Consider the following 12,731-nt stretch of genomic DNA (forward strand, 5'->3'; position numbering starts at 1 on the left):
CCCGCCGCTTTAAACGGCTTCGTCTTTATTTGCCAAAAGGCTTATGAACCGAGTTGTTTTGTTGCAGCATGCCATACGTTTTCATACCGCTTTGCCAGCGCTTCTGCGTTTCGTCCGGCATCGTATTGGGCGTGCACCGTTTGATACAGCTCCTCAGCAATGTCTTCCCGCCATTTGCCGCCCTCCGTATAGCCAAGAACAGCTTCTTTCAAAGCAGATACAGAGCGCGGCCTCACGAGAAGACGCTGATGCTTCCCAAACAAGCCTGGAACACCCCCGACCGCGGTGCTTAAGACCGGAACCTTCAGCGCCAGCGCTTCAATGACAACGGTCGGCATTCCCTCCGAATATGAAGGAAGCGCGAAAATGTCTGATGCTGCAAGGTATTCGGCGATTTGCTGATTCACAACCTGCCCCGTCAATATCGCTTTTTCACCCGCTTTCTGCCGGATCAGCTGCTTTTCCGGTCCATCGCCGATAAATACCGCTTTGTATTTGTCATCAAGCTGCCGGACAGCCTCCGCAAGCTCAATCACTCCCTTTTCCCTGACAAGGCGGCCGATAAAAACGATAAGCGTTTGATCTTTTGGCAGCTTGAGCTTCTCCCTCAATTCCTCTTTTGAAGCAGAGGGCTTTTGAAACCGCTCAAGGCTGACTCCGATCGGGAGCACCGAACTGTCAATTCCTGACATTTCCTTTGTTTTTTCCTTGAGCGCATCACTGACAGCCAATACATCGGCAGCCGACTGAACCGCTGTTTTAAAAGCCTGGAATGCGCTCCGGCTGTAATGGGGATAAATGTTGACATCGCTCCCGTGCAGCGTCAGTACATAAGGAATTTGCAGCTTTTTTGAGACAACAGCCCCCGCTCCGCCGGAAGGCATCGCAAAATGGGCATGGATGACATCCGGATGGAGACCGTTTGCTTCGATTGTCCGCAAAACGGATTTGGCTATTCTGTGATGCGGCTGGGCCCATTTCAGCTGTCCGGGCAGCGCCGTATAAGGCGGTCTGAAGACGGGAACCCCGTTTCGTTCCTCATAATCAGGCACTTGCCGTATCGTCCGGTATTTCTTTTTCAACAGCCTGAGAGGCGCAGGATTCACAGGCAGAGGGCATACCACCGTTATATCGATGCCGAGTCTGCGCAATGCCTGCACCTGTGTTTCATGAAAGACCCCTTCCCCCGGCTTTCTGCTGCTCGGGTAAACACTTGTCATCCAAAGTACCTTCAACATTAACCGCCCTTTCTGCTGAATTGGGCTCTTACCGCCCTTTGATAAACCTTGCTGACCAAGAAGCCGTAAAAAACCGCGCTGATGCCGACTGAGACGGCCAGCTGAAGTACGGCTTCAGAAAGCAGCTGTCTGCTTCCCGCACTTAACAAGAGAGCGAGTGCAGCCATTGCAGCCGTTAAGGCCAGCGGTTTGCCGATCGTTCTGAAATAATCTCCGAGTTTCAGCTGGATGACATATTTCAAGAGCCATCTGCCGATAAAAAAGTTGATCAGGCTGATGGCCGCATACGTCCAGGCGGTAACCGTCAAATCCTTTGTCAACACAGCGGCGTAAAGAGACAGCCCGTAAAGGATGAGGATGCCGCTGTCCCAATAAAACGCCAGGTCGGCTCTCCCCTTCGACAGCAGGACCGATCCGTTCGGATTCATGAGAACCCTGAGCAGACCGACAATTGCCAGAATGTTAAGAACAGGGACGGCCGGGAGCCACCTTTCACCGAATACGACTTCGATAAACAGATCGGAAACGGTCGTCAGTCCGATCAAAAGCGGGAAAGACACCAGCGCGAGGAGCATTGTCATGTTGAGAAAGCCCTCCCGCAAGGTCGTGTTGTCTTTTTGATTTTTGGAAAAGACGGGAAAGGCGACTCTAGTAATGATCGGATTGATCCTCATCACAGGAATCGTGATAATCTGGTAGGCCAGATTATAGATCCCCAATGCCTCCGCACCGAGAAACCGGCCGATTAAAATCATATCGATATTGGCGCCAAGCCTGTTGACAAGCCTTGAAGCCAGCTGAAATGCGCCAAAGGAGAAAAAACCTTTTACTTCCCGAACGGCAAACACAAAAGAAGGACGCCATTTTTTTAAATATACAGCAAAGAACATGATCCCCTTAAACGAATTTAGAAAAACTTGTGACAAAACATAGGCCAGTATCGGATCAATCAGGAAAACCAATACGACGAGCAGCACAAAAGACAATAAGTTTGCCCCGGTTTCAATTTTACTCAGCACCTGAAATCTCAATTCCCTTTGAAGCAAATATTGATATTGCTGCCCGACCGGGGCTATTAAAAACATCACCGCCAAAATTCTGATCAGCGACACAAGTTCATCCCGCTGATAAAAGTTTGCGATCACCGGGCTCAGCAAAAACAGTCCGATAAACAGCAGGATGCCTGTTATGATATTAAGCCAATATAAAGTCGATAGTTGGCGTTCGCTGATATGTTCTTTTTGAATCAATGCGGCTCCAAATCCCATGTCAAGCACGATCTGCGTAAAAACCGTAACAGTCGTCAGCATTCCGACCAATCCGAATTCGGCGATGGTCATCATATTGCCAAGCAGTGCAAACTGCACAATCTGGATGACCGTGATGATGACAGTTGAAGCACTTGTCCACTTTGCACCGTTTAAAATTTGTTTCGTAATGGTTGACATAGCTTTTTCCTAACTTTCCCGGATTATCTGGCTCCTTCACCAGTCAATACTACTTTAATTGTTTTTGCCATGACCTTCAAATCGAGAAGAAACGTCAAATTTCGAATATAATACAGATCATGCACCAGCTTTTCTCTCGGGCTGATATCATAGCCTCCGTTTACCTGCGCCAGACCGGTCAGCCCCGGTTTTACGATTAATCGGTTTTTAAATCCCGGGATTTCATGATGAAACTGCGCCGTGAACATCGGCCTTTCAGGCCTTGGTCCGACAAGGCTCATGTCTCCGGCCAGCACGTTGATCAGCTGCGGAAGCTCGTCGATTCTCGTTCTTCTAATAAACGCCCCGACCGCAGTAATACGCGGATCATTCTTCTGCGCCCATCTCGCCCCTGATTTTTCAGCGTCAATCCTCATTGAACGCAGTTTGATCAGCTTAAAATGCTTTCCGTCTTTACCGACGCGTTCCTGGCGGTAAAAAGGAGAGCCTGGAGTCTCTATAGAAATCAGGATACAGAATAATAGGATCACCGGCAGTGTAAGAGCGAGTCCGATGAGTGAAAGGACGATATCCATTGCCCGTTTAACATTCAAATAGCGTTCTGCTTTTTCAGATAGAGCACAAGAATAGGTTTGCTGGCTTGAATATTCATTATACATTCTTAAGCTTTTGTCCATACTCACTGACATACACCTCACGATTTGTTTGGTACTTGTGATCTCTGCGTCAGTGTAGCATACGAACGTAAACTCAATGTAAAGGGCCTGTTAAAGAATATTAATTGTGTGATTTTTTGATAAATTCGTTTTATTTTTAGTAAATCCCTCCTTTTTCTTGAATCAATGGAATTATCATACTATATTTCAATGCATAAAAAAAGAAGCCGACATATCGGCTTCTTTCAGCACATCAGACCGCCTTCTATCTATAGTAAGCGGAAACGGCGGCATTGATTCCTTTTGCCGCTTTATCCTTTAAAGTCGCGCTTTTTAATTTGCCGGCGTCTGACGAATTCGTGATAAAGGCGGTTTCTATTAAAACGCTCGGCATTTTAGAGTATTTGATTACATAGAATCCGGCTGTTTTAACACCCCTGTCCCTTGTTCCAAACGCGCTGACGACCCTTGGCTGAACTTCTTCAGCGAGCCGTCTGCTGTTGGCGCTTTGATAGGTTTCATCATAATAGGTTTCAGTTCCGGAAGCTGAAGCCGTTGCTGAATTGGCGTGTATGCTGATAAACAGATCGGCATTCGCGTTTGCACCCTTTTTCACCCGTTCTTCAAGCGAATAGAAGGTATCGTTTGATCTTGACATCACCGGAATGGCGCCGGCGCTATTCAGCTTGCTGTTCAGCCGTTTTGCGATATCCAGGTTTACGTCCTTTTCCTGCAGTCCGTTGCCGATCGCACCCGGGTCTTGATCTCCATGGCCCGGATCGATGAATATCGTTTTGCCGACAGCCGGATTTTTAAGCTGGGTCACGACTTTGTCAGCAACAGAAGGGGTGCCGCCCATTACGGAGAAGGTTTTAATATTTTTGTCGCCGATGAATGCTCTCGGTTCCTTTGATAAATTATCACCATTCGTCAGAATGATCGCTTTATTTTGTTTTGCAGCAAGAGCCGCTCCTATTACGGAGTCGGGATGTCTAAAGCCATTGCTGACATACGTGTTGCTTGTACTTAAATTATATTTCTTGGCAATATTCACTGAAAGATCATATCTGTTTTTGCCGCTGATTCGTGTAGGCGAAGGGAGCTTTGAATACAGTGTGCTATTAATGCTGTTTGTTCCCCCCACCACGATCGTCTTTGTAATGCCTTTGTTTTTGATGGCTCCGGCCGTTGCGCTGTTTAATGTTTTTTCATTGGTAAATAAAATAGGATAACCATTTCGAGCCGCATATGGAATGATTGCGATTGGATCTTGGTAAACAAATCCGTTTGCTACAACGGCTTTAGATGTACTTGACATGGCGTTTGCCACTTTTGCCGCAGTCTCATACCTGGTGCTTCCCGCGATTCGTTTCACTGATATTCCCAGTTTTTTAATTTGATTGACAACATCATTTGATACTGCCGGAGTTCCTCCTACGATAATGACATTCTTCGTTTTTAACTCCAGCAAACGATTTTTAGTTGCCGAAGAAAGACTGGATTTATTTGTCAATAATACAGGCGCATTTTTTTGATAAGCGTAAGGGATTGCTGTAATCGCATCCGCATATGCGTCTCCACCGACAATCACTGCCGTACTGGCGCTTGTCCATCCTTTTTTTGAGGCCGCCACAGCCGTAGCATAGCGGGAATTACCCGAAATTCTGTTTGCTGAGTTGTCCGCCAGTGCAGAAGGTATAAACAGAACAAGCCCCAAAAAGCTTAAAGTCAGGACCTTTAATAATGATCGCAATTTCTTTCCCTCCAAATATTTGAAATCAGCCGCATGAAAAAGGAAAACAAGAGACGGATGGCCTCCTGTTTCCGCTAAAATGTAGCTTAATAGTTCGTTAACGTTGTTCCCGGATAGTAAAATTTCAAAATAGAACTATATGAATTTCCTGCCGCGGCTCTTTCTTTGGCTCCGTATTGACTCATGCCGATGCCGTGGCCGTATCCTTTTCCAGCAATGACAAACCGATTGGATTCTTCCTTCACCTTCACATAGGTGCTTTTAAAAACGGAAGCTCCTATCATGGTTCTTAAATCAGTCGTTAACACATCAATGGTTGCGGATTTACTCGTCACTTTCGAATTGTTTTTCACAAGGTAATTGACCTTGATTGTCGCCCTTTTAGGACGCTGTCCTTGTGTCTTTCCGCTGAAGGCAATAGAACTGATGCCTGCAATTTTGACGCCATCCGCGCCTGTTTCTTTGTTTTTGGTGATCCAGTTCTTTAATCCTTTCAGCTGCGATTCATTGGTTTCTGTCGTTTTCGACCACCAAGAACCGGCGCTGTTCAGATTAAGGGAACCGGTATGAATTTGTGTTTTGGAGAGCTTTAATGACCAGCTGTTTTGCGGATCCATCGAATCCTTTTTGGCAATCAGATAAGGAACTTTTGAGCTCCAGACTTCATTGCTTGCTTCAGTGTACCCTCCGTTGCTTGAGGAATATACCGCGGTAATCAGGCTTCCATTGTATTTGAGAACTTTTCCTTTCGTCTGATCCACTGCCTTGCTGGAGTTTGCAGACCAGCTGTATCCGCCGTAAACTTGGAACGCCGTTGTATCCGCAACAGTCTGTCCAATTTTGCTGACCGAATATGTACGGGCGGCCACAGCCTGTGCTTTCAACGCTTCTAAAGGCCAGCTTGCCGGCATTTCATTCGGAACGACCCCTTTTAAATAATCCTCGAAAGGAATATCCAAATTGATCGGTCTGATATATTTTCCGGACTCCACGGTAAAGTTGACCGTCCCTAAATATTCTTTGCCATTCAAGCTGATCCGGTTTGAAGTCGAATATTTTTCAGGCTGGATTTTCACAGCAGCTCCAAATGTTTTGATGTTTTTCAAACTCAAGTTTCCGCTGCTGACATTTAGGTTATAGGATTTTCCGTTTACCAGATAAAATTCCTTTGACAAATTTGTTTGGAGATTACTCGAAAGTGAATTCGTACTTCCGATCAGATGATGCGCATATGTCCCTTTTTCTTTTAAAATGGATTTTCCCTCTGCAGGAACTTCATCTTTCTTGATGAGCAGCAGCTGCCGGTTTTGTTTGGCTGCCAAAGACGCACCCATTAATACATCTGCGTACTTTGTGCCATTTGCAACAACCGCTTTATCAGTGTTTAAATTTAAATATTTTATAATGTTCGCAGAGAGCTGATATCTGCTTGTACCCGGAATTCTCGTAACCTGAGAGGCTTGTTTTTTGATCTTGCTTTCTACATTTTTGCTGACACTTGATGTGCCCCCCACCAAAATCACCTTTTTGGGAAGTTTGACATCAGGAAGATAATCTTTTCCCGCCAAAAATATAGGATACCCATTTTGAGCCGCATAAGGAGCGATGGCAAGTGCATCTTGATAAACGCTTCCTGTTACGACGATCGCACCATTATAGCTTCCCATTTCTTTTGCTATATTGGCAGAGAGTGCATAGCGGTTTTTCCCGCTGATTCTTTTGATCTTGCCGTATTTCTTCAGCTTGCTTTCCACACTTTTTGAAATGCTTTTCTCTCCGCCGATCACCAAGATGTTATCGGGATCTAATGTTTTGATTTGGCTTTCGGTAGCGGATGTCAGCTTATTCGGCTGAGAAAGCAATATTGGCGCATCCAGCTTTTTAGCCAGCGGGATCACAGAGAGCGAATCTCTGAATAGGTCCTCATCCTTGTTCATTACAATGACAGCAGACGGGTTTTTCCATGCACTGGAAGCGACGGTATTTGCCGTATCATAACGGGTTGCCCCGCCAAATCGCTTTGTTTCCGCAACATTGCTGCCGGTCACTTTATAATATCCGGCTGTTGAAATATCCAGGCTCGTCTTGTTTCCGATATAATTGCTCAGCCTGACCGATATGGACCCCGCAGCTTGAGAGACGGAAGGGGCGAAGAGTAACATGATGATCAGTGCAAAAAACATCACTTGCTTTGTTTTTTTCAAGACTCCAAATGTCTCCCTTCACTGACAAACTTCAATTATTTCGCACTTTTGATTTCTTTTAATTCAAGTTGTCCTTTTTCGGTTTTCTTGTAAGTCACTTTTACTTTTTGGCCGTCTTTTAATTGATCAATGTCACCATCATAATCGCCAACAATGTTTAAGCTGACAGGCTCGTTGTTAATCTTCACTTCAATCGTATGGGAATCTGCCAGTCCTACAAACGTACCGTCCTCCGTTTGAACCTCATTTGTTTGGTCGGTTTGGTTGGTTTGCTCGCCTTGCTTTGACTGTTCTGCAGTGCCGCAGCCTGCCAGGAGCAGCATAAAGAACATGAGCGCCGCAAATTTCTTCATTTTTCATCACCTCTTGTTTTTTATCGACAAACATCTATAATTTTAAAGAAGAAAGCAGTGCATTGTAACATTCTTAAGTGCTATTTAATCAACTTGTAATATTAAATCCAGCGATATGAAAAAAATAAGTTGTTTCTAGTATTTTAAAATTTATAATCATATAAGATGATAAAAAATTAAAAAAGCGGGGAAAATGATGAGAGCTGAAAAAAGAAAAAAGAAGAGGAAAGTCCTTTTCATTATTTTAACGATTATAGGCTTATTCGTTTTATGTACGGGCGGCTATGCATACTATCTTTGGAATAAAGCCGCCTCTACTGTCGCAAGCATTCATGAAGATCTTGGAAAGTCTGGTAAACGGGACAAGCAAGTTGACGTGAACAGCAAAGATCCAATCGCTGTACTAATTATGGGTGTTGATGAAAGGAAAGGCGATAAAGGACGGGCCGATTCTCTTATTTATATGACGGTCAACCCTAAAACCAACACAACGGAAATGGTCAGCATTCCGCGTGACACGTACACTAAAATTGTCGGCAAAGGGAAGATGGACAAGATCAACCACTCCTATGCCTACGGTGGAACCCAAATGACCGTAGACACAGTGGAAAACTTCTTGGACGTACCTGTTGATTACTTCGTGAAGGTCAATATGGAAAGCTTCAAGGATATCGTTGACACACTAGGCGGAATTACGGTGAACAGCACGTTTGCCTTCAGCTATGACGGGCATTCTTTCAGCAAAGGGGAAATTACCCTAAACGGAGAAGAGGCCCTTGCATATACCCGGATGAGAAAGCAAGATCCGAAGGGAGACTTCGGAAGACAAGAGCGGCAGCGCCAAGTCATCGAAGGCATCATTAAAAAAGGCGCCAATATCTCATCCGTTACGAAATTCGGCGATATGTTCGAGGTCATTGAAAACAATGTAAAAACAAACCTGACGTTTGATGATATGTGGGATATTCAGTCAAACTACAAATCAGCGCGTAATAAAGTCGTACAGCACCAGCTGAAAGGCGAAGGAACCAAAATTAACGGAATTTATTACTACAAAGTCGACGAGAGCGACCGCGCATCCATCTCAAATGAATTAAAAGAAAGCCTTGCACTACACAATTAACAAAAAAACAGCTTACTCAAGCTGTTTTTTTGTTTTCGTTTATGGATATATAATCCATTTTCAAGTTGCCGATTTGATCATATTTTTGAAAAGCATCCTTATACTAAGGTTATACGTGTGAAAACGTTAGAATTGTGGTAAAGTTTAAGGTATCGACCACATACACTTTAAGGAAGGTGCTTTATTAATGAAAAAAGTAAGAAAAGCCATTATTCCAGCGGCAGGTCTTGGAACCCGCTTTTTGCCGGCCACGAAAGCGATGCCAAAAGAAATGCTTCCCATTGTCGACAAACCGACGATCCAATACATAGTCGAGGAAGCCATTGAATCCGGCATTGAAGATATTATTATCGTTACCGGTAAAGGAAAACGCGCCATCGAAGACCATTTCGACCATGCGCCTGAACTGGAACGCAACCTTGAAGAAAAAGGAAAAAAAGAGCTGCTTGAAAAAGTACAAAAAGCATCTAATATGGCTGACATTCATTATATTAGACAAAAAGAGCCAAAAGGACTTGGACACGCTGTATGGTGTGCACGGAACTTTATCGGCAATGAGCCTTTTGCCGTTTTGCTCGGGGATGACATCGTGCAGGCTGAAACGCCTGGGCTCCGCCAGCTGATGGATGAATATGAAAAAACGCTTTCTTCCATCATTGGTGTTCAGCAAGTCCCTGAAGATCAAACACACCGCTACGGAATCATCGATCCTCTGACAAAAGAAGGCCGCAGATACCAAGTGAAGAACTTTGTTGAAAAGCCGAAGCCTGGAACTGCTCCTTCTAATTTGGCAATTCTCGGCCGCTATATCTTCACGCCTGAAATTTTTATGTATTTAGAAAAGCAGGAAGTCGGCGCCGGCGGTGAGATCCAATTGACAGACGCCATCCAAAAGTTAAATGAAATTCAGCGTGTATTCGCATACGACTTTGAAGGCAAACGATACGACGTCGGTGAAAAGCTCGGATTTATCCAAACGACTCTTGAATTTGCCATGCAGGACCCTGAGCTGAAAACAAAGCTTGTTCCTTTTATGGAAAACTTATTGAATAAAGAAGAAATATAAAAACGCAAAAAACTGGCATCCTCACCTGCCAGTTTTTTTTATAAGCTTTTATCTTTCACACTGCCGCCTTGAAGTTTGCTAACAAAATCCAGCAGCTGCCTGCTGGCATCTCCTTTTGAATATTGATTCCATTCATTTGCAAACCATTGAATCTTTTCACGGGCGTGCTGAATGTTTTGCAATTCCTCAAGAAGCATGTCACGGGTGGCACAAGCTTTCCCCGGGATCACTGCTTCGTAGTCGTCAATCAGTCCCCGCTTTTCATCGTACTCTTTTAAATCATACGTATAAAACAGCATCGGTTTATCCAACAGGGCGTATTCGAAAGGAATCGAGGAATAATCTGATATCAGCACGTCGCTTTCGTACAACAGATCTTTTAATGGAAGCTCTGACACGTCCTTGATCATGCCTTCATGCTCTTCAAGCATGACATGGCCGCGGACGGCCGGGTGCAGCTTGACCAAAAGCAAAAATTCCCCCTTTAGCTCTTCAGAGAGCTGTTCTTTTGAAAAAGGGAGTTTCACGCTTGTCATATGATAGTCTCTGTATGTCGGCGCATAAAGAATGACCTTTTTGCCGGAATCCCCGACATGTTGTACATCATCCTGAAAATATTGATCAGTCAAGGGAACGCCTGTCCGCAGCAGCTGCTCATCTTTTATTCCGAATGACCGTTTGAAAATATCCGCCATCTTTTCCGATCCGACGGTGATGTAATCAAATGAAGCATACACTTTTTTAAACCTCTTGATATCGGAAGCGGTTCTGTGCCGGTTGCCGATATCCTCAAGGCCGAATTTCTTCAGCGCGCCGTTTGCATGCCAAATTTGAATGCACTTCGTCTGAGGCCGTTTGTTAAGGACGCTCGTCAGCAAAAAATAATTGTCTGTGATCACGCATTTGCTTCTGAACATCCGGTAAACGGCCCTCATCAAATGAACAGGATTTTTCTCATTGATCATGGTTGATGCAACAGACGGATATTCCTTTGCAAGAGAAACCGCATGCCTCGTATACAGCACTTCGATTTCAAACGGACAGTCTGATTTTTCGTATTCATTTAACAGCGCTCTTGCGTTATCCTGGAAGGAAACGAGAAGAACGGCTCTGTTTCGGGGCTGCACCCATTTCAGCATGAAGCCGATGACTGAAAGGGCGGCCGAATAAAACGTGGCGAGTAATGACCGTATATTCATGATTCAACCTAATCTCTTTTAAAATGTAATGGCTAGCTATGCATCGATTTGTTTTGAGGTTCTTTCACCTGTTCAGGATAGTAGCTCTGTTTTTGAACCCTTTCCTCCTTCAGAACGGTGAATGCGTATTTAGGGATATTCATCATCCGTTTCCATCTTGAAGGATTCGTCACAAGGCGGTACAGCCATTCAAGGTTCAGGCGAATCAGCCAGCCCGGCGCCCGTTTCACGGTTCCGCTGAACACATCAAAGCTTCCGCCGAGGCCGATGGCAATCGCCTGCGGGAATAAATGCTTATATTCATAAATAAATCGTTCCTGATGCGGATAGCCGAGGGCCACGAATACCATGTCCGGTTTTGCTTTTGCAATCCGCTTGGCGACCGCTTCTTTGTCCTTTGCATAACCGTCCGAGTATCCGACTACGCTGATATTCGGATATTCAGATGAAATGCGGTCTACGACAGCTTGATTGACCTCTTTTTTTGCGCCGTATAAAAAGACCCTTTTCTTTTTGTCATTGGCGATCTTTAGCAGATTGATAAAAACATCATACCCTGCGATTCTTGATTTTAACCGGCTATTCGTCAGCTTTGACATCATCACGACGCCGATGCCGTCGGGCAGGATAAAATCAGCGGATGACAAAACATTGCAATAGCTGCTGTCTTTAGCAGCTGCATAGCCGATTTCAGGGTTGACGGTCGCAATGTATGCCCCTACCCGCCGATTAATGTATGAATGTTCAAGATGATGCAAAAAGCCGGGCAAATCGGCATTTACATATGACAGTTTATGAATGCGTTCCGTTTGCACAAACATCTCCTCCTTCCAGCATAAAAGTCCAATTATATGTTTAAACGAAAGTAACATGTCAAAGGAAAGGGGCAAGCCCATAAATTCATTTGGTCTAACGTATATTTTAACATAGATGATTCATAAAAGCTTAACAATATCTTTACATCAGATTAAGATTTTTTACGCCGGATTCAGACAGAGGGGCGAAAAGAGGAGAATTTTAAAACAAAATTTGGAATTTCATTTGCTGTTTACAACACTTAACGTTTACTAGGCAATGTGCTATAATAAATGATCAGTGAAGACATACGGAAAAATTGTCTTTTTTTAGTGAAGAGTATACGTGTTTTTCGGATCCGCAAATTTCGGAAAGTTAATTATAGTTGTTTGTGACGTTATAGTTTAGGAAGGAGCGTACATTTAACATGAAGAAAGTCATCACATACGGAACGTTTGATTTATTGCATTGGGGACATATAAAGCTGTTGGAACGCGCCAAACAGCTTGGCGATTATCTAATCGTAGCGATCTCTACTGACGAGTTCAACCTTCAAAAACAGAAAAAGGCCTACCACAGCTATGAGCACCGTAAGCTCATTCTGGAAACCATCCGCTACGTCGATGAAGTCATTCCGGAAAAAAGCTGGGATCAAAAAGTCCAGGATGTCATCGACCATGATATTGACGTTTTTGTCATGGGGGATGACTGGGAAGGAAAATTTGATTTCTTAAAAGAACATTGCGAAGTCATCTATCTGCCTAGAACAGAAGGAATTTCGACAACTAAAATCAAAGAGGAAATCGCCGGCCTGTAATGGAAAAAGAAATAGAGTTCTTTCTGGAAGTACTTTTCCTGAAAAAGGAAAAGTACTTCTTGTAATTTAGAGCCCGTTT

General features: G+C 44.2%; 11 protein-coding genes. 3 read left to right on the forward strand and 8 right to left on the reverse strand.

Translation table 11 applies throughout. From position 1 onward, the window contains the following. Positions 1-41: 41 nt before the first annotated feature. From tuaC to lytA, 6 genes are all read right to left on the reverse strand, one after another. Positions 42-1,235 carry a teichuronic acid biosynthesis protein TuaC gene (gene tuaC / locus BTR1S_RS00120; protein WP_029419587.1) on the reverse strand — a complete coding sequence of 398 codons (1,194 nt, stop codon included), beginning with the start codon at positions 1,233-1,235 and terminating at the stop codon, positions 42-44. A gap of 2 nt (positions 1,236-1,237) precedes the next feature. Then, a complete protein-coding gene (gene tuaB / locus BTR1S_RS00125) occupies positions 1,238-2,686 on the reverse strand; it encodes a teichuronic acid biosynthesis protein TuaB (RefSeq protein WP_029419588.1) in 1,449 nt (482 codons plus the stop codon). Between the two features lie 23 nt (positions 2,687-2,709). Next, positions 2,710-3,363 carry a sugar transferase gene (locus BTR1S_RS00130; protein ID WP_006639279.1) on the reverse strand — a complete coding sequence of 218 codons (654 nt, stop codon included), beginning with the start codon at positions 3,361-3,363 and terminating at the stop codon, positions 2,710-2,712. A gap of 244 nt (positions 3,364-3,607) precedes the next feature. After that, positions 3,608-5,095 carry an N-acetylmuramoyl-L-alanine amidase gene (locus BTR1S_RS00135; protein ID WP_006639280.1) on the reverse strand — a complete coding sequence of 496 codons (1,488 nt, stop codon included), beginning with the start codon at positions 5,093-5,095 and terminating at the stop codon, positions 3,608-3,610. Between the two features lie 86 nt (positions 5,096-5,181). Then, a complete protein-coding gene (locus BTR1S_RS00140) occupies positions 5,182-7,299 on the reverse strand; it encodes a SpoIID/LytB domain-containing protein (RefSeq protein WP_029419590.1) in 2,118 nt (705 codons plus the stop codon). A gap of 35 nt (positions 7,300-7,334) precedes the next feature. Continuing rightward, a complete protein-coding gene (lytA, locus tag BTR1S_RS00145) occupies positions 7,335-7,652 on the reverse strand; it encodes an acidic lipoprotein LytA (protein ID WP_006639282.1) in 318 nt (105 codons plus the stop codon). A gap of 196 nt (positions 7,653-7,848) precedes the next feature. Here lytA and tagU point away from each other — a divergent pair, with 196 nt between their 5' ends. Further along, positions 7,849-8,775 carry a polyisoprenyl-teichoic acid--peptidoglycan teichoic acid transferase TagU gene (gene tagU, locus BTR1S_RS00150; protein ID WP_006639283.1) on the forward strand — a complete coding sequence of 309 codons (927 nt, stop codon included), beginning with the start codon at positions 7,849-7,851 and terminating at the stop codon, positions 8,773-8,775. Positions 8,776-8,962: 187 nt separating this feature from the next. After that, on the forward strand, positions 8,963-9,841 hold the full coding sequence (gene galU, locus BTR1S_RS00155; protein ID WP_029419591.1) for a UTP--glucose-1-phosphate uridylyltransferase GalU: 879 nt from the start codon (positions 8,963-8,965) through the stop codon (positions 9,839-9,841). Between the two features lie 38 nt (positions 9,842-9,879). Here galU and BTR1S_RS00160 read toward each other — a convergent pair whose 3' ends face one another. Together BTR1S_RS00160 and BTR1S_RS00165 are read right to left on the reverse strand one after the other, a co-directional pair. Then, complete coding sequence (locus tag BTR1S_RS00160) at positions 9,880-11,040, reverse strand: CDP-glycerol--poly(glycerophosphate) glycerophosphotransferase (protein ID WP_006639285.1); 1,161 nt, start codon at positions 11,038-11,040, stop codon at positions 9,880-9,882. A gap of 32 nt (positions 11,041-11,072) precedes the next feature. Beyond that, positions 11,073-11,855, reverse strand: a complete 783-nt coding sequence (locus tag BTR1S_RS00165) for a WecB/TagA/CpsF family glycosyltransferase (protein WP_029419592.1) — start codon at positions 11,853-11,855, stop codon at positions 11,073-11,075. Between the two features lie 407 nt (positions 11,856-12,262). On the opposite strand from BTR1S_RS00165, the gene tagD reads away from it, so the two are divergent. Further along, complete coding sequence (gene tagD, locus BTR1S_RS00170; protein ID WP_006639287.1) at positions 12,263-12,652, forward strand: glycerol-3-phosphate cytidylyltransferase; 390 nt, start codon at positions 12,263-12,265, stop codon at positions 12,650-12,652. The last annotated feature ends 79 nt before the right edge of the window (positions 12,653-12,731 follow it).

Source organism: Bacillus sonorensis NBRC 101234 = KCTC 13918, from assembly GCF_001592005.1.
GTDB classification, from domain to species: Bacteria; Bacillota; Bacilli; order Bacillales; family Bacillaceae; genus Bacillus; species Bacillus sonorensis.

What these genes read in the sequence shown, in the direction of transcription:
- tuaB (WP_029419588.1), bottom strand. Translation starts at nt 2,686, where the DNA reads ATGTCAACCATTACGAAACAAATTTTAAACGGTGCAAAGTGGACAAGT.
- lytA (WP_006639282.1), bottom strand. Translation starts at nt 7,652, where the DNA reads ATGAAGAAATTTGCGGCGCTCATGTTCTTTATGCTGCTCCTGGCAGGC.
- tagD (WP_006639287.1), top strand. Translation starts at nt 12,263, where the DNA reads ATGAAGAAAGTCATCACATACGGAACGTTTGATTTATTGCATTGGGGA.
- tagU (WP_006639283.1), top strand. Translation starts at nt 7,849, where the DNA reads ATGAGAGCTGAAAAAAGAAAAAAGAAGAGGAAAGTCCTTTTCATTATT.
- galU (WP_029419591.1), top strand. Translation starts at nt 8,963, where the DNA reads ATGAAAAAAGTAAGAAAAGCCATTATTCCAGCGGCAGGTCTTGGAACC.
- BTR1S_RS00130 (WP_006639279.1), bottom strand. Translation starts at nt 3,363, where the DNA reads ATGGACAAAAGCTTAAGAATGTATAATGAATATTCAAGCCAGCAAACC.
- BTR1S_RS00160 (WP_006639285.1), bottom strand. Translation starts at nt 11,040, where the DNA reads ATGAATATACGGTCATTACTCGCCACGTTTTATTCGGCCGCCCTTTCA.